Source organism: Neisseria sp. MVDL19-042950 (genome assembly GCF_030504625.1).
Classification (GTDB): domain Bacteria; phylum Pseudomonadota; class Gammaproteobacteria; order Burkholderiales; family Neisseriaceae; genus Neisseria.
In genome coordinates, this window is the sequence record NZ_JAUKWH010000001.1 from 71,250 (window position 1) to 96,601 (window position 25,352).

25 protein-coding genes are annotated in these 25,352 nt (G+C 49.7%); 18 read left to right on the plus strand and 7 right to left on the minus strand.

Annotated features, from left to right (window positions below):
• Window positions 1-5 precede the first annotated feature (5 nt).
• On the plus strand, window positions 6-1,814 hold the full coding sequence (aspS, locus tag Q0X97_RS00345) for an aspartate--tRNA ligase (protein WP_302065289.1): 1,809 nt from the start codon (window positions 6-8) through the stop codon (window positions 1,812-1,814).
• A 233-nt stretch (window positions 1,815-2,047) separates the two neighbouring features.
• Here aspS and coaBC read toward each other — a convergent pair whose 3' ends face one another.
• Together coaBC and Q0X97_RS00355 are read right to left on the minus strand one after the other, a co-directional pair.
• On the minus strand, window positions 2,048-3,229 hold the full coding sequence (gene coaBC, locus Q0X97_RS00350) for a bifunctional phosphopantothenoylcysteine decarboxylase/phosphopantothenate--cysteine ligase CoaBC (protein ID WP_302065290.1): 1,182 nt from the start codon (window positions 3,227-3,229) through the stop codon (window positions 2,048-2,050).
• A gap of 94 nt (window positions 3,230-3,323) precedes the next feature.
• The gene (locus Q0X97_RS00355; protein WP_302065291.1) at window positions 3,324-4,676 is read right to left on the minus strand and encodes an MFS transporter; all 1,353 of its coding nucleotides are present in this window, start codon (window positions 4,674-4,676) and stop codon (window positions 3,324-3,326) included.
• Window positions 4,677-4,964: 288 nt separating this feature from the next.
• On the opposite strand from Q0X97_RS00355, the gene Q0X97_RS00360 reads away from it, so the two are divergent.
• Window positions 4,965-5,849 carry a factor H binding protein domain-containing protein gene (locus Q0X97_RS00360; protein WP_302065292.1) on the plus strand — a complete coding sequence of 295 codons (885 nt, stop codon included), beginning with the start codon at window positions 4,965-4,967 and terminating at the stop codon, window positions 5,847-5,849.
• A 107-nt stretch (window positions 5,850-5,956) separates the two neighbouring features.
• On the opposite strand, the gene Q0X97_RS00365 is transcribed toward Q0X97_RS00360, so the two are convergent.
• Both Q0X97_RS00365 and fghA read right to left on the minus strand, forming a co-directional pair.
• Window positions 5,957-7,339 carry a phosphomannomutase/phosphoglucomutase gene (locus Q0X97_RS00365; RefSeq protein ID WP_302065293.1) on the minus strand — a complete coding sequence of 461 codons (1,383 nt, stop codon included), beginning with the start codon at window positions 7,337-7,339 and terminating at the stop codon, window positions 5,957-5,959.
• A 101-nt stretch (window positions 7,340-7,440) separates the two neighbouring features.
• Window positions 7,441-8,283 (minus strand): S-formylglutathione hydrolase, encoded by an 843-nt coding sequence (gene fghA, locus Q0X97_RS00370; protein ID WP_302065294.1) that lies wholly within the window; start codon window positions 8,281-8,283, stop codon window positions 7,441-7,443.
• 471 nt (window positions 8,284-8,754) lie between these two features.
• Here fghA and Q0X97_RS00375 point away from each other — a divergent pair, with 471 nt between their 5' ends.
• Complete coding sequence (locus Q0X97_RS00375) at window positions 8,755-10,467, plus strand: proline--tRNA ligase (RefSeq protein ID WP_302065512.1); 1,713 nt, start codon at window positions 8,755-8,757, stop codon at window positions 10,465-10,467.
• A 517-nt stretch (window positions 10,468-10,984) separates the two neighbouring features.
• Here the strand turns inward: Q0X97_RS00375 and Q0X97_RS00380 are convergent.
• Complete coding sequence (locus Q0X97_RS00380; protein WP_302065295.1) at window positions 10,985-11,638, minus strand: YceI family protein; 654 nt, start codon at window positions 11,636-11,638, stop codon at window positions 10,985-10,987.
• Between the two features lie 524 nt (window positions 11,639-12,162).
• On the opposite strand from Q0X97_RS00380, the gene Q0X97_RS00385 reads away from it, so the two are divergent.
• The 12 genes from Q0X97_RS00385 (at window position 12,163) to Q0X97_RS00440 (ending at window position 21,701) form a co-directional block, all read left to right on the plus strand.
• Window positions 12,163-12,813 carry a fumarylacetoacetate hydrolase family protein gene (locus tag Q0X97_RS00385; RefSeq protein WP_302065296.1) on the plus strand — a complete coding sequence of 217 codons (651 nt, stop codon included), beginning with the start codon at window positions 12,163-12,165 and terminating at the stop codon, window positions 12,811-12,813.
• Window positions 12,814-13,030: 217 nt separating this feature from the next.
• The gene (locus Q0X97_RS00390) at window positions 13,031-13,618 is read left to right on the plus strand and encodes a LemA family protein (protein ID WP_302065297.1); all 588 of its coding nucleotides are present in this window, start codon (window positions 13,031-13,033) and stop codon (window positions 13,616-13,618) included.
• Window positions 13,619-13,630: 12 nt separating this feature from the next.
• Entirely contained in the window at window positions 13,631-15,460 is a 1,830-nt protein-coding gene (locus Q0X97_RS00395) for a M48 family metalloprotease (RefSeq protein WP_302065298.1), read from the plus strand.
• Window positions 15,461-15,651: 191 nt separating this feature from the next.
• Window positions 15,652-16,272: a TetR/AcrR family transcriptional regulator gene (locus Q0X97_RS00400; RefSeq protein ID WP_302067648.1), complete on the plus strand. Its 621-nt coding sequence runs from the start codon at window positions 15,652-15,654 to the stop codon at window positions 16,270-16,272.
• A gap of 9 nt (window positions 16,273-16,281) precedes the next feature.
• Complete coding sequence (locus Q0X97_RS00405; protein ID WP_302065300.1) at window positions 16,282-17,253, plus strand: HlyD family secretion protein; 972 nt, start codon at window positions 16,282-16,284, stop codon at window positions 17,251-17,253.
• A gap of 70 nt (window positions 17,254-17,323) precedes the next feature.
• Window positions 17,324-17,668, plus strand: a complete 345-nt coding sequence (locus tag Q0X97_RS00410) for a DUF4298 domain-containing protein (RefSeq protein WP_302065301.1) — start codon at window positions 17,324-17,326, stop codon at window positions 17,666-17,668.
• A 185-nt stretch (window positions 17,669-17,853) separates the two neighbouring features.
• Complete coding sequence (locus tag Q0X97_RS00415) at window positions 17,854-18,174, plus strand: TfoX/Sxy family protein (RefSeq protein WP_302065302.1); 321 nt, start codon at window positions 17,854-17,856, stop codon at window positions 18,172-18,174.
• Between the two features lie 33 nt (window positions 18,175-18,207).
• Entirely contained in the window at window positions 18,208-18,873 is a 666-nt protein-coding gene (locus Q0X97_RS00420) for a glutathione S-transferase (protein ID WP_302065303.1), read from the plus strand.
• A 298-nt stretch (window positions 18,874-19,171) separates the two neighbouring features.
• The gene (locus Q0X97_RS00425) at window positions 19,172-19,549 is read left to right on the plus strand and encodes a helix-turn-helix domain-containing protein (protein ID WP_302065304.1); all 378 of its coding nucleotides are present in this window, start codon (window positions 19,172-19,174) and stop codon (window positions 19,547-19,549) included.
• Window positions 19,542-20,018: an ImmA/IrrE family metallo-endopeptidase gene (locus tag Q0X97_RS00430; protein ID WP_302065305.1), complete on the plus strand. Its 477-nt coding sequence runs from the start codon at window positions 19,542-19,544 to the stop codon at window positions 20,016-20,018. The genes Q0X97_RS00425 and Q0X97_RS00430 overlap by 8 nt, the downstream gene beginning before the upstream one ends.
• Window positions 20,019-20,208: 190 nt before the next feature.
• Window positions 20,209-20,385: a hypothetical protein gene (locus tag Q0X97_RS00435; protein ID WP_302065306.1), complete on the plus strand. Its 177-nt coding sequence runs from the start codon at window positions 20,209-20,211 to the stop codon at window positions 20,383-20,385.
• A gap of 173 nt (window positions 20,386-20,558) precedes the next feature.
• Entirely contained in the window at window positions 20,559-21,701 is a 1,143-nt protein-coding gene (locus tag Q0X97_RS00440) for an NADH-dependent flavin oxidoreductase (protein WP_302065307.1), read from the plus strand.
• 168 nt (window positions 21,702-21,869) lie between these two features.
• On the opposite strand, the gene Q0X97_RS00445 is transcribed toward Q0X97_RS00440, so the two are convergent.
• On the minus strand, window positions 21,870-22,373 hold the full coding sequence (locus tag Q0X97_RS00445) for a hypothetical protein (RefSeq protein WP_302065308.1): 504 nt from the start codon (window positions 22,371-22,373) through the stop codon (window positions 21,870-21,872).
• A 51-nt stretch (window positions 22,374-22,424) separates the two neighbouring features.
• Here Q0X97_RS00445 and Q0X97_RS00450 point away from each other — a divergent pair, with 51 nt between their 5' ends.
• Together Q0X97_RS00450 and Q0X97_RS00455 are read left to right on the plus strand one after the other, a co-directional pair.
• Window positions 22,425-23,258, plus strand: coding sequence for a CPBP family intramembrane glutamic endopeptidase (locus Q0X97_RS00450; protein WP_302065309.1), 834 nt, complete (start codon window positions 22,425-22,427; stop codon window positions 23,256-23,258).
• A gap of 337 nt (window positions 23,259-23,595) precedes the next feature.
• Window positions 23,596-23,994, plus strand: a complete 399-nt coding sequence (locus Q0X97_RS00455) for a hypothetical protein (RefSeq protein ID WP_302065310.1) — start codon at window positions 23,596-23,598, stop codon at window positions 23,992-23,994.
• Between the two features lie 194 nt (window positions 23,995-24,188).
• Here Q0X97_RS00455 and Q0X97_RS00460 read toward each other — a convergent pair whose 3' ends face one another.
• A complete protein-coding gene (locus Q0X97_RS00460; RefSeq protein WP_302065311.1) occupies window positions 24,189-24,695 on the minus strand; it encodes an HPP family protein in 507 nt (168 codons plus the stop codon).
• An 86-nt stretch (window positions 24,696-24,781) separates the two neighbouring features.
• Between Q0X97_RS00460 and Q0X97_RS00465 the strand changes: the two genes are divergently transcribed.
• Complete coding sequence (locus Q0X97_RS00465) at window positions 24,782-25,330, plus strand: TetR/AcrR family transcriptional regulator (protein WP_302065312.1); 549 nt, start codon at window positions 24,782-24,784, stop codon at window positions 25,328-25,330.
• The last annotated feature ends 22 nt before the right edge of the window (window positions 25,331-25,352 follow it).

Sequence of the window (25,352 nt, forward strand, 5' to 3'; positions counted from 1 at the left end):
TTTTTATGCGTACCAATTATTGTGGCTTGATTGACGAGCAATATTTAGACCAAACCGTTACCGTGAAAGGCTGGGTGCATCGCCGCCGCGACCACGGCGGTGTGATTTTTATCGACTTGCGCGACCGCGAAGGCATCGTGCAGGTGGTTATCGACCCCGACACACCGGAAGCCTTCAAAACCGCCGATTCGGCCCGTAACGAATACGTGTTAAGCATTACCGGTAAAGTACGCAACCGCCCCGAAGGCACGGCCAACGATAAAATGATTTCCGGCAAGATTGAAATTTTGGCGAAAGAAATCGAGATTTTAAACACCGCCGCTACGCCTCCGTTCCAAATCGACGACGAAAACATCAGCGAAAACGTGCGCCTGACCAACCGCGTTATCGACCTGCGCCGTCCGCAAATGCAGCGCAACCTGCGCCTGCGCTACCAAGTGGCTATGGGCGTGCGCCGTTATTTGGATGCACAAGGCTTTATCGATATCGAAACGCCGATGCTGACCCGTTCCACTCCCGAAGGCGCGCGCGACTACCTTGTGCCCAGCCGCGTGCATTCGGGCGAATTTTTCGCTTTGCCGCAATCTCCGCAACTGTTCAAGCAATTGTTGATGGTGGCCGGTTTCGACCGTTATTACCAAATCACCAAATGCTTCCGCGATGAAGATTTGCGTGCCGACCGTCAGCCCGAATTCACCCAAATTGATATTGAAACCTCGTTCTTAAGCGAGAACGAAATCATGGACATTACCGAAGGCATGGCCAAACAGGTGTTTAAAGAAGCATTGGGTGTGGAATTGGGCGATTTTCCACGCATGCCTTTCTCCGAAGCCATGTTCTACTACGGTTCCGACAAACCCGATATGCGCGTGTCGCTCAAATTCACCGAGCTGACCGACTTGATGAAAACCGAAGAATTCAAAGTATTCCGTGCCGCAGCCGACATGAAAGGCGGCCGCGTGGTGGCTTTGCGCGTGCCGAACGGCGCGAAATTAAGCCGCAAAGACATCGACGAATACACCAAATTTGTCGGCATCTACGGCGCGAAAGGCTTGGCTTACATCAAAGTCAACGACGTGAGCAACATCACCAACGGAGAAGACAGCGGCCTGCAATCTCCGATTGTGAAATTCCTGTCTGAAAACTGCCTGAAAGAAATCATTGCCAAAACCGAAGCGCAAAACGGCGACATCATTTTCTTCGGCGCCGACAAAGCCAAGATTGTCAACGAAGCCATCGGCGCATTGCGTATCAAAATCGGCCATGAGCACGGTGCGGAAAACGGCTACTTTGTGGATGAGTGGAAACCGTTGTGGGTGGTTGATTTCCCGATGTTTGAATACGACGAAGAAAACGACCGCTATGCTGCCATGCACCATCCGTTTACTTCGCCGAAACAAGGCCATGAAGATTTGATGGAAAGCGATCCCGAAAACTGCTTGGCGCGCGCTTACGATATGGTGCTGAACGGTTGGGAAATCGGCGGCGGCTCTATCCGTATCCACCGTGCCGACATTCAGGAAAAAGTGTTCGCCGCCCTGAAAATCACGCCGGAAGAGCAGCAAAACAAATTCGGCTTCCTGCTGGACAACCTGAAATTCGGTGCGCCTCCGCACGGTGGTTTGGCGTTCGGTTTAGACCGTTTGGTTACTTTGATGACAGGTGCCGAATCCATCCGCGACGTGATTGCTTTCCCGAAAACCCAGCGCGCCCAATGCTTGCTGACCAACGCACCGAATGCGGTTGACGATAAACAACTGCGTGAATTGGGTTTGCGTTTACGTGTTAAAGCAGCTGAAAGCAAAGAAGGTTAATATTTATCAATTGATAAGTTGAATATAAGAGGCCGTCTGAAAATTTTCAGACGGCCTCTTAATATGATAAATAAACTTATTTTTGATACAAGGCAGTAAGCCGCAGACAGTACAAACAGTACGGAACTAATCCTGTTGCCGTTTCGGCAGCTTATAAAATCGTTCTCTTTGAGCTAAGGCGTAGTAATGCCGCAGCAGAAAAAAATTTATTTGTTATACATATATCGGATTCGTTATTTTACCCATTCCGCCAAGTGGGTCACGATTGCGGCTGCGGCTTGGTTTTTATCGGTTTCTGGCAGGGAGATTTCCTGCTTTTCATCAATAATGGTAATTTGATTGGTTGCTTTACCCATGGCGGTGGAAACGTCGTTGGCCACCAGCATCGGAATGTTTTTACGCAAACGTTTGGCGCGGGCGTGTTCGAGTACGTTTTCGCTTTCGGCGGCAAATCCGATGCAGAACGGCGGGTTGGCGAGTGAAGCTACGGAAGCGAGGATATCAGGGTTTTCCGCCAATTCGATGACGGGAGGAATGCCGCTGCCGTCTTTTTTCAGTTTTTGCGGGCTGCTGTTTTTCACTTTGTAATCGGCTACGGCGGCTACGGAAATAAATACGTCTTGTCTGCCGATATGTTTATGCACCGCTTCATACATGGCTTGGGCGCTGACCGCTTGCTCGGTATGGGCCAAGCCGAAAGGTAGCAGGGTTTGAAGTTGGCCGTATATCAGGGTAACCTCGGCTCCGGCGGCTCGGCAGGCGCGGGCGAGGGCGGTTCCCATTTGGCCGCTGGAAATATTGGTAATGCCGCGCACGGGGTCAATGGCTTCAAAGGTGGCACCCGCGGTAATCAATACTTTTTTGCCTTGTAGGTTTTTTTCCGTCCATAAGTCAGGCAATAGCTCTGCCAATTCGACCGCTTCGGGCATGCGGCCTACGCCGGTTTCGCCGCAAGCCTGCTCGCCGTAGGCGGGTTGGAATACGGTGATGCCGTCTGAAATCAGTTGGGCGATGTTGCGGCGGTTGGCAGGATTGAACCACATTTCGACATTCATGGTAGGAGCAACCACAAGCGGGCATTTGCGTGCGGCTGCAAGGTTGGTGAGCAGGTTATCGGCGATGCCGTTGGCTATTTTTGCGATGGTGTTGGCTGTGGCAGGGGCAATCAGAAAGACATCGGCTTGGCGTGTGAGATTGATGTGTGCCATGCCGTTGCCGCTATATCCGCCGTGGGTTTCGAATAAAACGGGATTGCCGCTGAGCGCTTGAAAAGTAAGCGGCGAAACAAATTCGGCTGCTGCACGGCTCATGGCAACGGTAACGTCATGTCCCTGTTTTTTTAACAGTCGTACCAGTTCGCAGGATTTGTATGCGGCAATGCCGCCGCTGATGCCGAGAAGGATGTGTTTGCTCATGAATGTTCGGATTCGGATGATATGGAAATCGAAGATTAAAGGCCGTCTGAAAAAAATTTCAGACGGCCTTTAATATAGCATGAATCGGGTCGGATTACTGGGTGTCGACAACGATGCGTCGTTTTTCCAAACGCAATACGCCGCGATGGGTCATGAAACAGCAGAAAATACATGCGGCTACGGCAAACAGCAGCAGGTAGAAACCGGCATCCCAGCCGTAACGTTCGGCCAAAATGCCGAAGAGGGCCGTGCCGGAGAAGCTGCCCAGCACATAACTGAGCAGACCGCGCAAACCGGTGGCGGAACCGGCGGCAAAAGAAGGTACCAACTCAATGGCTTGCAGTGAAGACAAGAACATCGGCACATAAATCAAACAGCCTACGATACCGGCACCGATAGTAACGGTGAGCAGGTCTTGCCCGCCCCAGTAAGCAAAGATGGCGATGCCCACGCCGACCAAAGCGATCATGGCCAGCGGCATGCGTCTGCCTTTGAAATAGGTGTCGGTTACATAGCCGGCAAGCAGGGTCGACGGAATGGCCGCCCATTCGAAAATTGCAAAAGCGGTTGCCATTTGGCCTTTGGTGAATCCTTTGGTTTCAAGCAGATACAGCGGCAGCCAAGTCAGCACGCCGAAACGGATCATGTAGGTGAATACGTCGATAAACGATACGAACCATACATTGATGTCTTTCAGAATATATTGTTTGAAAATCTGCCATGTGGTCAGGTCGATGTCTTCTGTTTTGGTGGCCACCAACTCTTCATTTTCATTTTGCAGAATTTGGTTCATAGGGGGCAGGCCTTCGTTGTAAGTACGGCCCGCACCGAACACATAAACAATAACGGCAACGATGGAAGCAAGTACGGTGGGCACAATAAAATGTGCGGCCTGCCAATGCTCCGTGCCCAGCCATGCGATCGCAGCACCGGCAATCGGGGCGATCAGGCCGCCGCCGACGTTATGCGAGATATTGAAAACAGCTGTCGTTACGCCGCGCGATTTTCGCGGGAACCAGCTTGCCAGCACCACATAAGCGGGCCCCGCACCCATACCTTGAAAAATACCGTTCAGAATACACAGCAATAAGAAAATCCAGAAAGATGCACTGAAGCCCATCATGAGGTTGACGAGGGCGGACATCATCAAACCGAAAATCATAAAATGTTTCGGGTTCGACTTATCGGCCAGCGCCGACATCACGCCTTTACTGATGCCGTACACAATCAGCATCGTGCCGGAAATAAAACCGATGTCTTTTTTGGTAAAGCCGAATTCGGCAATCAGCTCGGGAGACGAAAGCAGAAAGTTGTTCCGCAGAATGTAGTAGGCGGCATAACCGATAAAGATGCCGAATAAGGCATGCCATCTGAGGCGGTTATACCGTTCTCTGACTTCTGCCTCGGGTACGGGATTGCCCTGTTTGGATGCTAAAAAAGATAACATTTTGACTCCTAGTTTGCTGGTAGGGTGGTTTGGCGGATACGTTGAAAACTAAAATTATATAGATGGTGATTGTTAAATATTTTTGTTAATAAAGGTTGTTTGATGTGAGTCATCTTGTGTTGAAAGATTTTTCATGTTTCGAAATTAAGAACATATGTGTCAGATAGCAATAGGTTTTGAAAAAGTAATTGTTTACAAAACATTTAATATTGTATAGAAATTGCGATAAATGTTTTTTTATGTTAAAATTAAAACTTGCTTTTTATTTATTATTACAAGAGAGATATTATGAAAAAAATGGCAATTTGTTGTGCGGCTTCTATGTTTTTGCTGGCTGCGTGTGGGGGAAGCGGAGGGGGAAACAGCATTTCAACCAATGCAACCGAAACAGTTAAACAGAAATATTCTAGTTTTCAAATTCCCAATCAAGAAAATGAAGTAGTTGAAACAAGTAGAAGTACTTTAAACGGCCAGACTACATTGCGTGAAGTAGTAGCTAAAAATTACTTGATAACAATAGATGGGAAAACATATAAAAGCAATCAAACCGTAGATATTTCTTCTCTTAATGAAGGATTGCATACCAAACCGTTTAAAGCACAAGTAACTCTTGAAGATCGTGTTGACGGGCGTAAAGCAGGGGAGTCTGTTGTGAAGAGCGAAGGTGATTTACGCCTCTACAAACAGGCACACTCTATTATTGTCAGCTCTTATATCAAAAAGCAGTATGATGCCGACAGTAAAGAAGAAGTGGTGAATGAATTTGCCATTGATGATATCCAAGGTAAAGTTACACCGTTTAACCAACTGCCCTCAGGTAATAAATTTACTTATACCGGTGATGCTTTCACGGGCAATACTCAAGGAAAATTAACTTACACGGCTGATTTCGATCGTAAAGAAGGATACGGCAGTATTTCCGGATTACAAGAATTCGGGAATATCACACTGGAAAAAGCTAAAATTAAAGAAAGTACGGATGCCCGATTCAAAGGAGGTGCAGAATTGGAAGGTATCGCCTCTTCAGCAAAACTTGGCAAGGGTTCCTATGGAGCAGGCTTCTTCGGACCGAAAGCAGAAGAAATTGCCGGTGGTGTGGAGTTTACCAAGCCTGCTGTTTCCGATTTGACTGAACCGGAAGATTTAGGCATTGTTTTCGGCGGTAAACGTTAGTTTTTTCGTTAGGCCGATACTTAATATTGATGCATCATGGCAAAAGGCCGTCTGAATTTCAGACGGCCTTTTGCTATTTTGTTTTCCAAATAGCCTGATAATCCAAATTATAACGGCCAATGCAGCGCGGGATTGCTTTCAATCACCGTTTTAAATTGGTTTTGAATCCGTGTGATGGCTTCTTCGCTGTCGGCTTCAAAGCGCAGCACCAACACCGGCGTGGTGTTGGAGGCGCGCATCAGGCCGAAGCCGTCGGGGAATTCTACGCGCAGGCCGTCGATAGTGATGATGTCTTCCGCACCGTCAAATCGGGCGGTTTGCGCCAATTCTTCAATCACTTTGTGGCCGTTGCTGCCTTCGGGTAAATCAATATTCAGTTCGGGCGTGGAAATGCTTTGCGGCAAGGCGTTCAGCACGGCGGAAGGATTGTCGCCGGCGGAAAGGATTTCCAGCAGGCGGCAGCCGGCGTAGAGGCCGTCGTCGAAGCCGAACCAGCGTTCTTTGAAGAAAGAGTGTCCGCTCATTTCGCCGCCCAGTAATGCGCCGTTTTTCTTCATGGAAGATTTGATGAAGCTGTGGCCGGTTTTTTCCAGAATCGGTTCGCCGCCGTATTCTTTAATCCACGGAGTCAGCAAGCGGGTGGATTTTACGTCGAAAATCACTTTTGCGCCGGGATTGCGGCTTAAAACGTCTTGGGCAAACAACATCAGTTGGCGGTCGGGGTAAATGATGTTGCCTTCTTTGGTAACCACGCCCAAGCGGTCGCCGTCGCCGTCGAAGGCAAGACCGATTTCCGCGTTGCCGGTTTTCAGTTCGTTAATGACATCTTGCAGGTTTTTCGGCTTGGCAGGGTCGGGATGGTGGTTGGGGAAAGTGCCGTCCACATCGCAGAAAAGCTCTGTTACGGTACAGCCGAGGGCGCGGTATAAATCGCCCGCATATGCTCCGGCTACACCGTTGCCGGCATCAATCACAATGTTCATCGGGCGTTTGAGTTTAATGTGGCCGACAATGTGGTTTTGGTATTCGGCGGAGATGTCTTTTTCGGTAACCTTTCCTTCGAGGCCGTCTGAAACAAAACGTTTGTTTTCAATGATGGCCAGCAGTTCTTGAATGGTTTCGCCTGCCAGCGTGTCGCCGCCGAGCATCATTTTGAAGCCGTTGTAGTCGGGCGGGTTATGGCTGCCGGTAATCATCACGCCGCTGCCTTCGCATTCGCGGATGGCAGCAAAATAGAGCATGGGCGTGGCAACCATGCCGACGTTCAGTACGTCTATGCCGCTTTCGGTTAAACCTTTCGAAACATTTTCCATCAGTTCGGAGCCGCTTAAACGGCCGTCGCGCCCCAGTGCGATTTTTTTGATGCTTTTTCCGGAGGCTTTGGTGGCAATGGCTTTGCCGATTAAGTAGGCTGCTTCGTTAGTGAGGGTTTTGCCGACGATGCCGCGGATGTCGTAGGCTTTGAAAATATCATGGGCGATGGTTGTCATGAGCATTCCTTTGTAGTAAATGAATGGGCGGAAGTTTTGATTGGGAATTGTAGCATAGTGGGAAAAGGCCGTCTGAAAGGTTTCAGACGGCCTTGGTATCTTCATAACCCGAATGCATCGGTGTGAAATTCGATGTGCGTGTCGATGAAGCTGGCGATGAAGTAATAGCTGTGATCGTATCCGGGGCGCAAGTTGAATTCGACGTTAAATCCGTTGCCGCGTGCGGCTGCAACGAATTTTTCGGGTTGCAGTTCTTGGGGATAAAAGTCGTCGGCATCGCCTTGGTCTATCAATATCGGCAATTTGCGTGCGGCGCTTTTAACCAATTCGGTGCTGTCATATTGCGCCCATATTTGCGGATTTTGGCCGAGGTATGCGGCAAAAGCCTTTTGTCCCCACGGTGTTTCGCTCGGGTTCACAATCGGGGCAAAGGCGGAAACGGCGGCATAACGTTCGGGATTCTTCAGGGCAATCTGCAACGCGCCGTGCCCGCCCATGCTGTGGCCGAAAATGCTGCGTTGATCGGTAACGGGAAAATGTTTTTCCACCAAGTCGGGCAGTTCGCGAACGATATAGTCGTACATTTGATAATGTTCCGCCCACGGTTGTTCTGTGGCGTTGACATAGAAACCGGCTCCCTGACCGAGATCGTAGCTGTCGGCATCGGGCACGTCTTTCCCGCGGGGCGAGGTGTCGGGCATCACTAATGCAATGCCCCATTGCGCGGCGAACCGTTGCGCGCTCGCTTTGGTGGCAAAGTTTTCATCGGTGCAGGTCAAACCGGAGAGCCAGTAAAGCACAGGCACACGATAGCCTTGCAGGGCATGCGGCGGCAGATAGACGGCGAAAGTCATGTCGGTACCGGTGGCATCTGAACGGTGGCTGTAACGTTCGTGATGGCCGTTAAACATTTTATTGCGGGAAATCAGTGTCAGTGCGGTCATGATGGTGCTTTCGATAGTTGGAGGGGTAATGCGAATATATCAGAAACAGGCAGTCTGAAATAACAGTATGATAAATACCGTATATGCAAATACATCAATTATGTATTGTGAAAATTTTAGTTAGCATAATCATGATATTTATTATTGCTGTAATTCTATTCACAAACTTTGTGGATAACTTTGTGTATAAATTTGGAGTAACTCGAAAAAAGCCTTTGCCGACAATCGGCGCGTTAAACTGCCTTAAAAATAGTCAATTTAAAAGATTATATAAATCAATGGATTATATTTTTAAATGGCTTTTCAGACGGCCTGAAAACAAATTCTTTAAATAAAACAAGGCCGTCTGAAAATTGTGTACAAAATTAGATTGACATTACCCGAAAAGCAAGAAATACCGGATAAATGCCTGCCGAAAAAAGCCGCTTTGCGGTACAATGCACATTTTTGATTTTTCCTGCCGATATCAACATGAAAGCCAGTCAATTTTTCATTTCCACCTTAAAAGAAGCCCCTGCCGAAGCCTCCCTCGCCAGCCACAAACTGATGCTGCGTGCCGGCCTGATCAAAGCCAATGCTTCGGGTTTGTACACATGGATGCCGATGGGTTTGCGCGTGCTGCGCAAAGTGGAAAACATCGTGCGCGAAGAGATGAACCGTGCCGGTGCAGTGGAGCTGCTGATGCCGGTGGTGCAGCCCGCCGAATTATGGCAGGAAAGCGGCCGCTGGGAATTTTACGGCAAAGAGTTGCTGCGTCTTAAAGACCGCCACGAACGCGATTTCTGTATGGGGCCGACGTGCGAAGAAGTGATTACCGACATCGTACGCAAAGAAATCACCAGCTATAAGCAATTGCCGAAAAATTTTTACCATATCCAAACCAAATTCCGCGACGAAGTCCGCCCCCGTTTCGGTGTGATGCGCGCGCGTGAGTTTGTGATGAAAGATGCCTATTCTTTCCATGCCGATTATGAATCGCTGGTGGAAGGATACAACACGATGTACGACGCATATTGCCGCATTTTCAACCGCTTGGGTTTGAACTACCGCCCCGTTGCCGCCGATACCGGCAGCATCGGCGGCACCGGTTCGCATGAATTCCAAGTGCTGGCCGAAAGCGGAGAAGACGTAATCGCATACAGCGACGAATCCGATTTCGCCGCCAACGTCGAGCTGGCACCGACCCTGCCGCAACAAGGCGAACGTGCCGCCGCCACCGCAACCTTAACCAAAGTCCATACGCCTAATGTGAAAACCATTGCCGACTTGGTGGCGTTTTTGAATGTGTCGATTGAAAAAACACTCAAATCCATCGTGGTGGAAGGCGAAGAAGAAGGCGAATTGGTATTGCTGCTGTTACGCGGCGATCACGAGTTCAACGACATCAAAGCCGAAAAACTTGCCGGCGTAAAATCTCCTTTGGCCATGGCTACGCCTGCCGCCATTCAGACGGCCTTAGGCGCAAGCGGCGGCTCACTCGGACCTGTCGGTTTCACAGGCAAAGTGTATGCCGATTTTGCGGTCGAAAAACTGGCCGACACCGTTATCGGTGCCAATGAAGACGACTACCACTACACAGGTTTCAATTTCGGCCGCGATTGCCCCGAGCTTGAGTTTGTCGATTTACGCAATGTTATCGAAGGCGACCCAAGCCCAGACGGTAAAGGCCGTCTGAAATTGGCACGCGGCATCGAAGTAGGGCATGTGTTCCAACTGCGCGACAAATACTCCAAAGCTCTTAATGCCAGCTTCTTGGACAACAACGGTAAAGCGCAAATCATGGAAATGGGCTGCTACGGCATCGGCATCACCCGCATCGTGGCCGCCGCCATCGAACAAAATAACGACGAACGCGGCATTATTTGGACAGATGCAATGGCACCGTTTGAAGTGGTGATTGTGCCGATGAACTACAAAAAATCCGACACCGTGCGCGAAGCGGCCGACAAGCTCTACGCCGAGTTGCAGGCAAAAGGCGCGGATGTGCTGCTCGATGACCGCGACGAACGTGCAGGCGTGTTGCTGAACGATTCCGAGCTTTTGGGCATCCCGCACCGCATCGTCATCGGCGACCGTGCTTTGAAAGAAGGCAACGTCGAATACGCCAAGCGCACCGACAACGAAGCGCAAAGCGTGGCTGTCGGCGAGGTGGTTGGCAAAGTGCTGGGTGCTTTGGGTAAATAAAACCAATCGCATGATGGAATAAGGCCGTCTGAAAAAGTTTTTTCAGACGGCCTTTTTATAGTCATAAGCTGCGTAAATCGAATTCTGGATTTCGATAAAGATCCTTGCCCGTTATGGTGTAGGTAGGTAGTAGCGGTGGGTAGGGATGCCCGCCCTACCGGTTGCCTAAACGATTCGTCTTTTTTGTAGGAATGAATTTTTGAATTCGATAAAAAACTGCGGCATCACAAACGTATAGCAAATAAACTTAACATGTTACGGAGTTGTGCTGCGTCTTCGCTCGAAGAGAACGATTTGTGAGCCACTGAAGCGGCAACAGAATTGATTTTTGTGTACTGCTGGTACTGTCTGCGGCTTGTCGCCTTGTATCCAAAATAAGTTTATTTGCTATGCTGTTTTTAATCGGAAAAGTGTTCCGTTTTCCTAAAACACAAAACCACAGGCCGTCTGAATTGTTCAGACGGCCTGTGATCTAGAAAAGGGAATATGGAATGAAATCAGGTTTCAGACGGCCTGATTACTCTTTACGAGTGAATTCGGCGTTGAAAGAAACCGGAACTTGTTGAACAATAGAGCTCAAGCCCATTACTTCAACCAGTTGTGCCACACCGCCAACCATGTCCATTGCTTTAACATCCAAAAGAACAGGGCTCAGGGTGCTAACCATGATTTTGTCTGCGCTGATGCGTTGTGCAGACAGGTCGGCTTCAAGATTGATTTGTTTGCCGTGAATGTCCAAAACCAAAGGTTGCTTCAAATTAACGGTTTCACCGATAGCCAGTTTGTTCACGGTGTCTACATCTACTTTGCCGGTAACGTTGGCTTTAGCGAATTTGGCAGTTTCAAATACCCAATCTTTCAAGCGTTGGTCGCGGATTTCGATACCGGTGTTTACGCTACTCAAATCCACTTCCATTTTGAATTCACCGTCTTTACCCAACATAGCTTGGCTGGCTGTAAAGCGTGATTGCTCGGTTACGCTGCCCAGTTGTTTGTTGATTTTGCTGCTCAGGAAGGTAATACCGGCGTTAGATACTTCCCAATCGGCAGGTGTTTGCGGCACGGCTTGTACGGCTTCTGCGGCAGGTTGTGCGGATTGTGCGGTTTCGCTGGGTGAGCAGGCAGCAAGAGCCAGCAAAGAAGTCGATACAATAAGTGCTTTTTTAAACATAATATAATTCCTTTCTTATCTTTTCTTTGAAAACGTATGTGAAATATAAAATAAAAATTGCCGAATGGTATTGCTATAAAACGTAATAATTATACAAGATGCAAGTTTGCGAGCATAAAAACCTGCATGGAAAACCGGATAACACTTTAGAATCATTAGGTTTCACAGCTGTTGGGTGCCACACGGGATTGCTTTGGGAGCTCCAAATGTAAAAGTTACGCGGGATTAGACGGCGTTATAAGGCATTTCTTACAGTTAAATCGAAATTTTATTAAATTATTTTGACAAAAATAATGAATATTTCTATAACATATTGTTTTAAATGTATAAATTTTTATCATTACTTACATTAAAAATAGGTTACCCCTATCATATTATGTTTACGTAATATGAAACATCCGGCAACGCTGGATAGCTCGAAGCGTTTTTGAAAACAATTGGGAATTAAGATACTAAAACATTGTTTTCCTGATTTGGGGTAAAGTATAAACAATAATAATACGTAAATATTGAGAGAGGGCGTTATGGTGAATGTCATCTTGGAAAAACAAACGGTAGATATCAACAATATCTATTGTATCGGCCGAAATTATGTAGATCATATTGCCGAATTGAAAAATGAAACGCCTACCGAACCGGTGGTGTTTATGAAGCCGAACAACAGTATTTTGCACTCGGGCGGCACCATCCGTTTGCCTGCGTATAGTCGTTCGGTGCATTATGAAAGCGAGTTGGTGTTATTGATCGGCAAAGATTCGGACGGCCTTAATTCCGATGATTTGACTGAAATTATTGCCGGCTACGGTGTGGGCTTGGATTTAACCGCGCGCGATGTGCAAGGCCGTCTGAAAGAAAAAGGGTTGCCGTGGACTAAGGCCAAAGGTTTCCGAGGCGCAGCATGTGTGTCGGAATTTATCGGGGCGGATAAGTTGGTTAATCCGCAAAATTGCAAATTTACTTTCAAAGTAAACGGTGAAATGCGCCAATGCGGTGAAACTTCGCACATGATTTATCCGTTGCCGGCGATTTTGAAAGAGCTTGCCGAAACTTACGGTTTGTGTAGGGGCGATGTGGTTTTTACGGGCACGCCGGCGGGAGTGGGCGAATTACACGCGGGGGATAGGCTTGAGCTGGATTTGGCCGGAACGGTGCAGGCGTTTTTTGAGGTGGTTTGATTTAAAAACGGGGCGTTGAAAGGCTTCAGGCTGTCTGAAAAGCGGGGCAAGCGTAAATAGTTTGTGAGTAAAATCCAAATATTTTCAAACAAATGGGTAATTTTACCTTACCTAACTCTACATTACAGTAATGTTTATCCGTTATAATCGTCTATGTATCGCATGCCGGTTTCATATGGAGGCCGTCTGAAAAAAATAAGATAAAAAGGATATAACGATGGGACCGTTTCTCGCTTTATTTTTTGTTATCGTTTGTGTGATTTTTCCTGCCGTGCTTTATAACAAACTTGTTGCCGGAAGAAACCAATATCTCAATGCGTTCGCACAAATCCAAGTGCAGCTTAAACGGCGTCATGATTTGATTCCCAATCTGATTGAAGCCACCAAAATCTATTTGAACCACGAGCGTGCCACTTTGGAAGCGGTTACGGCTGCGCGCAGTCGTGCGGAGTCGTTATTGCAGGCGGCGGCGGCCAATCCGAACGTGAATTCGTTAACTTCGCTCGGAGCCGTGGAAACCGAACTCAACAGTGCGTTGCGGAATTTGCAGGTAACGATTGAGGCATACCCGGAATTGAAAGCCGACCAAAACGTTTCCCAGCTTACCGAGGCACTTGATACTGCTGAAAACCGCGTGGCTTTCGCAAGGCAGGCATATAACGACTCGGTGATGTTTTACAATAACCTGCGTCAGTCGTTTCCCACCAATATGCTTGCCGGCTTTTTCGGCCATAAACAAGATGCGGTTTTGTTGAAGTTTGAAGACAATGCCGTGATTCAAATCAGCCCGCGCATTCTGCAATAAGGCAGAGTTTAAATGCGTTTCTTCGAGCAACAGGCTCAAGCCCGCCGATATACGGTTAAATTGGTTGTACTGTATGTTATCGCCATGTCGTTAACCGTTTCATTGCTCACATGGGCATCCGGTTGGTTTTTGCCCAAAGAATTCCATACCCTGAAACATTATTTGATAATCGCCGTATCTTTTGCCGGCGTGATGCTAGCCGCCAGCTGGTATCGTTTGCGCAGCCTTTCGGAAGGCGGGCACGTTGTGGCCGAAGCGTTGGGCGGCGAACGTATTTACCCGCGCAAGGCGGCAACACCGGCGGAAAGGCGGGTGTTGAACGTGGTGGAAGAGATGGCGCTGGCTTCCATGATGCGGCTTCCGAAGGTTTATCTCCTACCTGACAGCAGCATTAACGCATTTGCCGCCGGCATGGGCGGTAAAGACGCTGTAATCGGTATTACGCAAGGCGCGGTAAATAATCTCAACCGTGCGGAACTGCAAGCGGTAATTGCCCATGAATTCAGTCATATCCTTAACGGTGATACGCGTTTGAATATGCGGCTGACCGGTTGGCTGTTCGGTTTGCAGATGATTGAAGTGCTGGGCAAATATCTGATGTTCGGCACACGCTTTCAAATTTCAGGCAGTAAGAAAACCATAGAGGAAGAAGCCGATACCGTTGTGGCCGGTTGTTTGGTCAGCATGCCGTTTACCTTGCTGGGGCTTATGTTCAGAATCATAGGCGGCTTGGGGGCACTGCTTGCCGGTTGGATTCAGGCGGCCATTTGCCGTCAGCGGGAATATCTGGCGGATGCTTCGGCGGTGCAATTCACACGCCAGACGGAAGGTATGGTTGGGGCGTTGCACAAAGTGGCCGTTGCGCCGCGCCATCGTTTGCATTCTTGGCATGCGGCGGAATACGCCCATTTTATGTTCGGCAGTATTCATGAGCCGGATATTTTCGACAAATTGGCCGCAACCCACCCGAAAATTATCGAGCGGATCCGCCGCCTCAGCCCCTATCGCGCCCGCCAGCTTGCCGAAGAGGTGGCTGCCGCCGAATGGTTGGGGGAAAAACAGCCTTATGAAGGCGTTTTCGCGCTGGTAAACGCACGCAAAGAAGACGAATGGGCGGCGGCCGAAGCGGAAGCCCGATTTAATGAACAGCAGAAGCTGGCCGATGCCATGCGCCAAAAAATCATCGCCACCAATCCTGACTATGCCGCACGGCAGGCATTGTTGGCACGGAATGCGCCGAATGTCTGGTTTTCTCTGGCATCAAACGGCAAACGGACACCGTTGCTGCTGCATGCCATGCTTGCTCCCGCCGGTTTTCAGACGGCCTTGATGCACGGCGATGCCTTGGGGGAGGTGTTATACCAACGTTTGTACGAACAGCCGCTTTATTCCGTTCATTATATTGATTTGCTCGAGCATATGCTGCCTTACGCCGCGTCGCTGAAGTTGGAAGAAAAACTGTTGGCGGAGGCCGAACAGGCTTACCGTGCCAATGATGAGGCCGCTTTGGTGCAACATTGCGTTTGGCATCTGTTGAATGTGTATCTCGGCAGGCCGTCTGAAAAAGACCATGCCGGCAATCCGAACACGGCTGATTCCGTTATCAATGCCCTTGCCGGTTTTCAGACGGCCTCCGAAGAAAACGGCGGGAAGATTGAAACGGCCTTGTTCCGGCAATTTCAGACGGCCTTAAATCAAGCCACCGAATTGCCCGAAAGCGAGCGGCGGCGGATTCTTGCTGACTGTGAAGCCGTGCTCGGGCAATGGCACAATCGGGTGGCCGCCGAAATATTGCGTTATACGCTGGGCGTGTCATTGAATATTGCCGCACTCGGTAATTGATATCGTATTGTATTCAAATCAGTCAGTTAAGACTGCATGCCGTTTTTAAACCATTACCATTGATTCCGTCGGAATCTCAGGCCGTCTGAAAAGTTTGTTCAGACGGCCTTTCTCATGTGTCCGACTATTGCAATGCGGGTGGTGCTGGGCTATATTGGACGTACGTCCAATATAAAAATCAAACAATTTATATGACAAACTCCTCCCGTTCCCAACTTATTCAGGCCGGTTTGCGGCTTTATCCGCAATACGGCTACCGTAAACTTTCGGTGCGGTTGCTGGCTGCCGAGGCCGGATTGAGTGCGGGCATGTTCCATCACGCGTTTGCCGATAAAAATACGTTTTTAATGGAACTGCTGCAAGAAAAATATAACCGTTCATTCGAGTTGGTGGCATTTGATTCGCATACGGACATTCCGGCGGTTAAACGGCTGCGTGAAAGCGTTTGGCAGTTGGCGGTATGCCTGCGCGACAATTTGGAATGGGTACATCGCGTGCTGGCCGACAGTGCCGACGGAGCGGAAGTGGTAGATGAATTTTTGCGTGCCCGTTTCGGCAGATTTTCAGACGGCCTGCTGTCTTTGTTGAACGAAAGCAGCGGCGGTCGGTTAACGCTTTCCGAGCAGATATTGCGGCTCACTTATTTAAACGGTTCGGTGTTTGCTCCGATGATTATCGGTACCCGCCTGAACAATATGGGCGTACTCCCCGAACCGGTAAGCGGCAAAATTTCCGAAGTGCTGGAAAATGCCGCCATTGCACAACGGATCGAATGGTCTTTTTCCGTGTTGTTCCCTCATGACAAAGCATAGGATAAGTTTATGAAAAAAATGATAATTGTCGTTGTAATCGCCGCACTTGCCGCCGGCGGTTGGTACGCTTACCGGCAAAGCAGCCGAAACGAACTTCCCGAAGGTTTCGCCCAATCCAACGGCCGCTTGGAGCTGAACCGCTTTGACATTGCCAGCCTGTATCCGGGGCGGGTGCAGGCGGTGTTGGTGGACGAAGGCAGCGAAGTGAAAGAGGGAGACGCGCTGGTCGAGCTTTCTTCCGTAACCAGCACCAGCCAGCTTGAAGCCGCCAAAGCCCAGAAACAGCGGGCGCAGGAAGCGGTGGCGCGGGCGGATGCCGAGATCAAGGCTTACGAGCAGCAGCAGAAAGTGGCGCAGATGGAATTGGGCAATGCGCAGAATTTGAAACGCGACGAATTGGTGTCGTCGGCTGAAGTAACCAAACGGCTGGCCGCGCGCGACGGTGCGGCGGCTTCCGTGCGTGCCGCCCGTGCTGCCCGTGCCGAAGCGATGGCGGCGGTGGTGGCGGCTCAGGCGCAGATTAACCAAGCAGCTTCGGCCAATGACGACATGACCATCCGCAGCCCGAAAACGGGGCGGGTGGAATACAAAATCGCCGAAGTGGGCAGCGTGATTGCCGCGGGCAGCAAAGTGGTGAGCCTGCTTGATCCGACGGATGTGTCGATGAACATTTTTCTGCCCAACGCTCAGACAGGCCGTCTGAAAGTAGGCGACGAGGCGCGGATTGTGCTCGACAGCGTGGAGGCCGTGTTCCCCGCCAAAATCAGCTTTATCGCCACCGAAGCCCAGTTCACGCCCAAATCGGTGGAAACCGCCAACGAGCGCGAAAAGCTGGTGTTTAAAGTCAAACTGAAACTCGCGCCCGAGACCGCTTCCCGCTACAACCGCCTGCTCAAAGGCGGTATGACGGGCAACGGCTATGTGCGCACCGATGCCGCGCGGGCGTGGCCGTCTGAATTGGCGGTGAAGCTGCCGCGTTAGTAAAAGACACAGTGGGCAGGCCGTCTGAAAACGGCCAATCAATCCAACACCGACACCGAAAGGAAACCCCATGAACGACCTCCCGCCGCAAGCCGAAGCACAGGCGCGCATTGACCATATTCAAAAACTTTACCGCGAATGGACGGAGTTGCTCCCCAAACTCGAAGCCGCCCATCAAGACTGGTTGCACGGCGAAGCCATCATGCGTGAGCTGGCGCAGTTTTACTTTGAAGGCGAATACAGCCGCTACCACCAAGCCCTCGAAGACGGGCTGGATGTGAACCTGCACACGCAAGGCGAATACAGCATCATGAGCGAAGACGCGCTGTGGAACGCTTTTACCGAACAGCAAAGCCTCGCTTGGCAGCGGCTGCGTTCGGCTGTGGCGGTGTTGGATAGGGATGGTGGTGATTGAGGCCATCTGAAAAATGCCTGTCTGAAAAAGCATTTAAAAAAAACAGCACGTCCGTCATATTCGGGCTTGACCCGAGTATCTCCCGAAGTGGTTGGAATTCAAGATAGTCAGGTCAAGCTCGAGTATGACGGCACAGTTACTGCGTAAGTGTTTGGCCATAAATGAAATGGGAAAAAGAGGCGCATATGGCATCCAGCAAAGCATATTTGGATTTTATTTTGGAACAATTATCCGGTTTGGACGACATCACTTATCGAGCCATGATGGGCGAGTATATTCTCTACTATAAGCAGAAAATCGTCGGCGGCATCTACGACGACCGATTGCTGGTTAAGCCCGTTCAGTCGGCAATCGACTATATGCCGAATGCGGCCTATGAGTTGCCTTACGAAGGCGCAAAAGCAATGCTGCTTGTGAGTGAAGTGGATGACAAAGCGTTTTTAACAGGGCTGTTTGAGGCCATGTATGATGAATTGCCTGAAGCTAAACCTAAGAAAAAGAAGTAAACCGTACAATCAGCAATGAAAAGAAAGTCCGCCATGATTACCCTTTACGCACTCAAACAATCGCGCGCCTACCGTATCGCATGGCTGCTCGAGTTGCTCGGCGTAGAATACCGCGCGGAAGTGATCGCGCGCGATGCCGAAACCTCGCTTGCGCCCGACAGCCTGCGCCGTGTCCACCCGCTGGGCAAATCGCCCCTGATAGATGACAACGGCTTGGTGCTGGCCGAAAGCGGCGCGATTGTCGAATACCTGATCACGCGCTACGGGCAGGAAACGGCCTTGAGGCCGTCTGAAAACAGCGCGGCTTATCCCGAATATCTGTTTTGGCTGCATTATGCGGAAGGTTCGCTGATGCCGCTGCTGGTGATGTCGCTGGTGTTCCGCAAAATTGAAGCGCGCAAAATGCCGTTTTTCGCCAAACCCGTTGCCCGCAAAATTACCGACGGCGTGCGCGCATCGTTTTTGAACCCACAGCTCAAACTGCATCTGGAATTTGTCGAAAACAAGCTGGCCAGCCGCACTTGGCTGCTGGGCGAAGAAATCAGCGGTGCCGACATCATGATGAGCTTTCCCTTGCAGGCCGCCGTGTCGCGCACGCCGCTGAATCTGCCGAATATCGCCGCCTATGTGCGCCGCATTGAAAACGACCTCGCTTACCAACGGGCGCAAGAGCGTATCGGGAAACTGGAATTGCTGTGATGCCGTGCCTGTAAAAGGCCGTCTGAATGAAAATACCATCCCTGCCTGAAGAAAAAGCATTATGATAATTAAAAAAAATAGTACATCCATCATATTTGGGTTTGACCTGAGTATCTACTAAAGTTATTTGAACTCAATTACGGCTGCAGATGTAGCCTGTGTTGTTTTTATCATACTGTTTTAAATGAAATTCAAGTTTTCAACTAAAATGCTTGAATTTATAAAAACGATTTGGTATCATTCAAATGTATTAAACGCAGTGTGATTGCTGCAAATACATACAAAAAGGAGGCTAAAAATGGGACTGACTCAATTCGGCGCAGCCGTTCGTGAGGCTCGTCGCCAAACTAAACAAACACTACAGACGATGGCCACAGCATTAGGCACTTCGCCTGCTTTTTTAAGTGCTATCGAAACTGGTCGCAGTAAAGTACCAATGGATTTTGTTGAAAAAGTTGAAGATTTTTTCAAAAACTTAAATCAGCCCGTAGCTGATTTAAAACAAAAAGCAATGGTATCTAATGAAAATGTTTCCTTGAGTGGCTTAAGTTTGCAACAGCAAATGCTTGTTGCTGGTTTTGCCAGTTCAGAATTCAGTAAGGAGCAGTTGGAAAAATTTGCTGAACTATTAAGAACTATCCATAAAGATCCGCAGAAAGAGGATGAAAATGTCTGAAACTAATAATCATATTAATTATTCAATGCGTGGTGTGCGTGTGGAAGCATTAAGTGAAGAAACAATTGAATTCTTTGCAAACGAAGCTGCCAAACTTTTGGAAGTGAATAAACGTACCTATAAAAAGATGGATGCGTTTATGGAAATGCTGGAAGAGTATGGTATCGTAATTGACGTTGTTGCGGATTCTGAATGGTTGGTTATTACCAATGCAATGTGTCATAACGGTACCATTCTAATGCCTAATGGCCTCTATGCTCGCATCTGTGATGGCGAGCCAGAGGCTGTTTTTATTTTCTTCCACGAGCTAGGCCATTTGCTTTTGGGACATAAAGCTATGTTGCACTATAGTGAAACTCTCCCCTCAAAACACGAAGATTCAGAATGGCAAGCTGATGAATTTTCAAAATGTATTTTAAGAAAGATGGGAATTAAATACGTGCCGGAGCAGCTAAGCTTTCGGTTTTGATAAAGAAAAACAGCTTGGAATGCTTCCAACATCCCAAGCCGTTATTGTGGTGTATTAGCATACTTCCAATATGTAATACAAGTGTAGTTCTCCATCCGCTAACTGCAAACAGATTATTATTTAAGAGAAATACTTAGCAAGCAATGTAGTATATATTTTTCAAATTTGTTTGTCCACGAAAAGCGAAGTGATGGCAACCTTTGTAAAATTAAGAGGTGTCATTATGGCAACAGCTAAAGCTCCTGTTACTCCCGATTTAGTGGACGATACTGGTGCATACATCTTTAGAATGTCTTTTACCACCAAAAGTGGTAAAAAAGTAGTTTCTAAAGATGGTAAGCCATTTAAAATTCCTGTAAGGGTATAGGAACCATAGCCCCGTTTTTACGGGGCTTTTTAATTATTGTCGTCGGTTCAGCTATTCACTATCCACCCTGAGGCGACCTGATGAAAGAGTACATCGGAAAGCTGGAATTACTATAACACCATGCCTGTATGGAAAGGCCATCTGAAAATACATAACTAACTGGAGTAAATTTTATGAACCCGAAATACACCCCGCTTTTCCAACCCTACACCCTCAACAACGGCGTGGTCGTGAAAAACCGTTTGGTGGTCGCGCCCATGACGCATTGGGCTTCCAATGCAGACGGCAGCATCAGCGAGAGCGAGCGCCGTTTTTTGCAAAACCGCTTTGAAGGCTTCGGCATGTTTATCGCCGCCGCCACGCTGGTGTCGCCCGAAGGCAAAGCGTTCGGCGGGCAGCCGGAAGCCATCGGCGCGGAAGACTTGCCGAGCTTGAAAGAAGTGGCGCAGATTGCACACGAACAAGGCGCAAAAGCCGTTTTGCAGCTTCATCACGGCGGCACCAAAGCGATGGCCGATTTGCTGGAAGGTGCCGACAAAGTGGCCCCGTCGGACGACGAAGCCAGCGGTTCGCGCGCGCTCACCGACCCGGAAATCCGCGCGCTGATTGATGCCTTTGGCCGCGCTGCCGAATTGGCGCTTCAGGCAGGCTTCGACGGCGTGGAAATACACGGTGCCAACGGCTACCTGATTCAGCAGTTCGTTTCCGCCCAAAGCAACCGCCGCGACGACGAATGGGGCGGCAGCCTATCCAATCGACTGCGCTTTTCGCTGGCCATCGTCGATGCAGTAGATGCCGTGCGCCGCAAACACAACCGCCCCGATTTCATTCTCGGCTACCGTTTCTCGCCCGAAGAAGGCGGCGACAACGGCCTGACCATGCAAGACACGTTCGCGCTGATTGATGCCATGGTACAAAAACCGCTGCAATACCTGCACGTTTCGCTTTGGGATTTCTACAAAAAAGCCCGCCGCGGAGCCGACACAAATTTGACGCGCATCGAGCAGATACATCAACGCATCGGCGGCAAACTGCCCCTGATCGGCGTAGGCAACCTCTTTACCGCCGAGCAGATTTTGGCGGCCTACCAAACCGGCTGGGCGGAATTTATCGCACTAGGCAAAACCGTGATGATTAACCCCGATTTGGTCGCGCTGATTGAAAGCGGCCGCGAAGCCGAAATCGTGTGCGAACTCGATCCCGACAAAGCCGACCGTTACCGCATCCCCGAAAGATTATGGCAACAATGCCAAATGGGGCTGGCCTACCTGCCGCCGGTAAAAGGCAGCAAAAACTGGCAGCCGGTGGATATTTGATTGGATAGGGTTTAATGCGTGGGGCGTGCATCCCTGCCCGCCATTCAGATTGGTTTGTTTGAATCATACGGCGGGCAAGGATGCCTGCCCTACGGGGATTGTTGGTTGTGATACCCGACGGCAGGCTGATGCAACGGAAGTAGCGGCATGGATTCGTGATGATTTGAATCAGGCCGTCTGAAAAAACAATGCCTGTCTGAAAATTATCATGCGTAGGGCGGGCATCCCTGCCCGCCATTCAGCCTCGCAAGTTTGAATCATACGGCGGGCAAAGATGCCCGCCCTACGGGGATTGCTGGTTGTGATACCTGACAGCAGACTGATGCAACGGAAGTAGCGGCATGGATTCGCGATGATTTGAATCAGGCCGTCTGAAAAAAATGCCTGACTGAAAATTTCCATGCGTAGGGCGGGCATCCCTGCCCGCCATTCAGCCTCGCAAGTTTGAATCATACGGCGGGCAAAGATGCCCGCCCTACGGGGATTGCTGGTTGTGATACCTGACAGCAGACTGATGCAACGGAAGTAGCGGCATGGATTCGCGATGATTTGAATCAGGCCGTCTGAAAAAACAATGCCTGTCTGAAAATTATCATGCGTAGGGCGGGCATCCTTGCCCGCCATTCGGCCTCGCACGTGGAGGGTAAGGATGCCAACTCCACATTGCATCATGAAGTGATGCCGTCTGAAAAACATGCTTGCCCAAACAACAAGGAACTACCGATGCGCCCAACCCAACACATTGCCAATCCCGCAGTTTACCGGCCCGTGTTGTTCTTCATTTGGTCGCTGCTGTTGCCGTGGGCGGCGTGGTTGGCGGCGGCTTATCTCAGCCACCAGCCCGACGGCGGGCACAAAGGTTTACTCACGGCCTTGCTGTTGGCCGGTTTGCTCGCGCCGGTGTGTTTGGCGGCGGGTTTGTTGTGGCGGCAACCCTCGCTGCGGGCAGATACCTTGTCGCGCTTGCGTTTTTCCGGCGCGCCCAAACGGTATTTGCTGGCGGCGGTGCTGTTGCCGCCGCTGTCGCTGGTGTTGGCGCAAGGCGTGTCGCTGTTGTTCGGCTATCCCGCCGCGCAGTTCCATATTTCAGGCAGCCCTTCGTTTACTTCGGCGCTGATTTCGCCGTGGCTGGCTTTGGTGCTCGGGGCGGTGCTGGAAGAGCTGGCGTGGCACTCCTACGGCACGGATGCGCTGCTGTCGCGCTTCAGCCTGTTTGCCGCGTCGCTGGTTTTTACCGTGTACTGGGCGCTGTGGCATGTGCCGCTGGGCTTGGTGAAAGGCTATTACCACAGCGAACTGGTGGCGCAAGGCTGGCTTTACACTGCCAATTTTGTTGCTAGCATGGTGGTGTTTGTGCTGCTGATGAACTGGCTGTATCTGAAAAGCGGGCGGAGCATTGTGGTGGCGCTGCTGTTCCATTTGGCCGCCAATCTCGGCAACGAGATATTCCAAACTCACCCCGACAGCAAAGTGATTCAGACAGGCATTCTACTGCTGTTGGCCGTATGGGTGCTGTGGAAGGAGAGAGCTTTGTTTTTCAGACGGCCTCTGAATTAGGGCATGTCATCCGTAACGCTTCCTGACAACATGCCCTAAAGTAGGTTACCTGAAAGCAAGCTGCAAGTCGGATTCTCGAATCCGATAAAGATAAAAAAATGGGTTATTGGAAAAGTATTTCAGGTAGCCTCAAATGGTTTTGTCGGATACAAGCATCCGATCTCCGTTTGCTTGGCAAATATTGCAGCTAAGCAGTTCCCAAGATTTTGCGACGGCTTTCCGCCGGCACGGCAATAACCGCAGAACAGGCGGCTACGGCAACCGGAACGGTGCAAAAGACCGAACTGCCTGCTATATAATCCCCGTTCCGATACCGTTAAATCACAGGAGTACAATCATGCGCATCGTTTTATGGCCGGCTTGGGCTGCAGCGGCTTTGCTGCTCGGCGGCTGTATCACCATGGATAACCTGACTTTAGAGAGTGTCGCCATCGGCGGTTATGAGCCAGATCCGAACGGCCGCTACGGCAGCTTCAGTTGCGACAACGGCTACAGCGTGTTCATCAAATACCTCAGCCCCATCCGAATCAGCCTGAGTTTCAACAACGGCAAAGACAGGTTTATCGACTATCTTGACGGCCAAGCCGATGCAGGCGGCGGCTACGCCAACCGCCTGAACAACCTGCGCTGGCAGGAAACCAACAGCGCCGGCGTCCTCACTTATCCCGCCGGCGACTGGCGCACCAGCCGCCGCCTGCTCACAACCGCCTGTACACCACGCAGCCGACATCCTTAGTAAGCATAGTGTGTGTGCGACCTGCACGCACGCGTTGCCTAAACCTCTAGATTTGTGTGCGCGGGCTTTGCCGCAACCTATCAGTGGCAACATCATAAAACAGGCCAAACAAGCTACCTGAAAGGCCGTCTGAAAAACAATGCCTGTCTGAAAATACTTTTCAGACAAGCATCATTAAAACCAAGCTATTAAAACTAAAACCAGTAAGTCGGATAGCGTCTACCTTCACCCCAATTGTTATAGAACAAAGCAACCGTCACCAAAATCAGGGAACCTAATAGTGTAGGCGTTAATAAAAAATCCCAACCGACCCCGCCCAACATAACAATCAATGGATTTGAACCGGCAGGAGGATGTGGAACGCGCAGAATAAGCATCAAGGCAATAGCTGTTCCGACTGCAAGTGCCATACTCCACCAGCCGGAACCGAAAACGCCCATCAATATCAAACCTGTCAAGGTGGCGACAAAATGCCCGCCTATCACATTTCGAGGCTGTGCAAACGGACTTTGCGGGTAGGCGAATACCAATAAACAACTTGCCCCGAAAGAGCCTAACACCAAAGGCAACACCAGAGCGTTCCCCAGCCCTGCGAAGGCCGCTGTGGCCAAAGCGGCACCGAGCCAAGCAAAACCGATGGTTTTCCAAGGCAAACGGGGCGGGCAGTTTTCTGTCGCTTGAAAGCGTGGTTTATCGACCATATGATTCTCCTGTAATCATTAAAATTAAAATATACCGATTGGTATACAAATAATATACCGTTCGGTATATTGAAACAAGGGTTCACATGGATATCCGTCAGAAAATTCTGGAAACTGCTTATCAAACGTTTTATCGTCAAGGCTTTCATGCCTGCGGTGTAGAGTTATTGGCAGCTCAGGCCAATACGACCAAACGAACACTTTATGCGCATTTCGGCAGCAAAGAAGGTTTGATTGAGGCTGTTTTGCAATACCGCCACGAGCAATTTATCCAAAATATGGTTGACGCATTAGTGCGTTATGAAGAGCAGCAAACGGCTTATGCGTATCTCGATTTCATTAGCAATTGGACGCAATCCGCTGATTTTTACGGCTGTATGTTTATCAACGCGTGTGCCGAGTATTCCGATAAAGCAAGCATACCGCATCAAAAATCAAGTCGACATAAGTCTGAAATCAGGCAGATTTTGCGCCAACGCTTGCAAAACTGCGGCGTGCCTGACGCAAATAAAAAAGCCGATATGTTGTTTATGATTGGGGAAGGATTGATTGTTGCCGCACAAAGCGGACAAGATTTAGTCTGTTCTATAGAAGAAATGGCTAATTTGCTCGATGGACATAGATCGGATTCCTAAGGCCGTCTGAAACCCCCAATGC

Bases quoted from the DNA above. Each gene is read 5' to 3' on its own strand.
- aspS (WP_302065289.1), top strand. From the start codon at position 6: ATGCGTACCAATTATTGTGGCTTGATTGACGAGCAATATTTAGACCAA.
- coaBC (WP_302065290.1), bottom strand. From the start codon at position 3,229: ATGAGCAAACACATCCTTCTCGGCATCAGCGGCGGCATTGCCGCATAC.
- Q0X97_RS00355 (WP_302065291.1), bottom strand. From the start codon at position 4,676: ATGTTATCTTTTTTAGCATCCAAACAGGGCAATCCCGTACCCGAGGCA.
- Q0X97_RS00360 (WP_302065292.1), top strand. From the start codon at position 4,965: ATGAAAAAAATGGCAATTTGTTGTGCGGCTTCTATGTTTTTGCTGGCT.
- Q0X97_RS00365 (WP_302065293.1), bottom strand. From the start codon at position 7,339: ATGACAACCATCGCCCATGATATTTTCAAAGCCTACGACATCCGCGGC.
- fghA (WP_302065294.1), bottom strand. From the start codon at position 8,283: ATGACCGCACTGACACTGATTTCCCGCAATAAAATGTTTAACGGCCAT.
- Q0X97_RS00375 (WP_302065512.1), top strand. From the start codon at position 8,755: ATGAAAGCCAGTCAATTTTTCATTTCCACCTTAAAAGAAGCCCCTGCC.
- Q0X97_RS00380 (WP_302065295.1), bottom strand. From the start codon at position 11,638: ATGTTTAAAAAAGCACTTATTGTATCGACTTCTTTGCTGGCTCTTGCT.
- Q0X97_RS00385 (WP_302065296.1), top strand. From the start codon at position 12,163: ATGGTGAATGTCATCTTGGAAAAACAAACGGTAGATATCAACAATATC.
- Q0X97_RS00390 (WP_302065297.1), top strand. From the start codon at position 13,031: ATGGGACCGTTTCTCGCTTTATTTTTTGTTATCGTTTGTGTGATTTTT.
- Q0X97_RS00395 (WP_302065298.1), top strand. From the start codon at position 13,631: ATGCGTTTCTTCGAGCAACAGGCTCAAGCCCGCCGATATACGGTTAAA.
- Q0X97_RS00400 (WP_302067648.1), top strand. From the start codon at position 15,652: ATGACAAACTCCTCCCGTTCCCAACTTATTCAGGCCGGTTTGCGGCTT.
- Q0X97_RS00405 (WP_302065300.1), top strand. From the start codon at position 16,282: ATGAAAAAAATGATAATTGTCGTTGTAATCGCCGCACTTGCCGCCGGC.
- Q0X97_RS00410 (WP_302065301.1), top strand. From the start codon at position 17,324: ATGAACGACCTCCCGCCGCAAGCCGAAGCACAGGCGCGCATTGACCAT.
- Q0X97_RS00415 (WP_302065302.1), top strand. From the start codon at position 17,854: ATGGCATCCAGCAAAGCATATTTGGATTTTATTTTGGAACAATTATCC.
- Q0X97_RS00420 (WP_302065303.1), top strand. From the start codon at position 18,208: ATGATTACCCTTTACGCACTCAAACAATCGCGCGCCTACCGTATCGCA.
- Q0X97_RS00425 (WP_302065304.1), top strand. From the start codon at position 19,172: ATGGGACTGACTCAATTCGGCGCAGCCGTTCGTGAGGCTCGTCGCCAA.
- Q0X97_RS00430 (WP_302065305.1), top strand. From the start codon at position 19,542: ATGTCTGAAACTAATAATCATATTAATTATTCAATGCGTGGTGTGCGT.
- Q0X97_RS00435 (WP_302065306.1), top strand. From the start codon at position 20,209: ATGGCAACCTTTGTAAAATTAAGAGGTGTCATTATGGCAACAGCTAAA.
- Q0X97_RS00440 (WP_302065307.1), top strand. From the start codon at position 20,559: ATGAACCCGAAATACACCCCGCTTTTCCAACCCTACACCCTCAACAAC.
- Q0X97_RS00445 (WP_302065308.1), bottom strand. From the start codon at position 22,373: ATGATGCAATGTGGAGTTGGCATCCTTACCCTCCACGTGCGAGGCCGA.
- Q0X97_RS00450 (WP_302065309.1), top strand. From the start codon at position 22,425: ATGCGCCCAACCCAACACATTGCCAATCCCGCAGTTTACCGGCCCGTG.
- Q0X97_RS00455 (WP_302065310.1), top strand. From the start codon at position 23,596: ATGCGCATCGTTTTATGGCCGGCTTGGGCTGCAGCGGCTTTGCTGCTC.
- Q0X97_RS00460 (WP_302065311.1), bottom strand. From the start codon at position 24,695: ATGGTCGATAAACCACGCTTTCAAGCGACAGAAAACTGCCCGCCCCGT.
- Q0X97_RS00465 (WP_302065312.1), top strand. From the start codon at position 24,782: ATGGATATCCGTCAGAAAATTCTGGAAACTGCTTATCAAACGTTTTAT.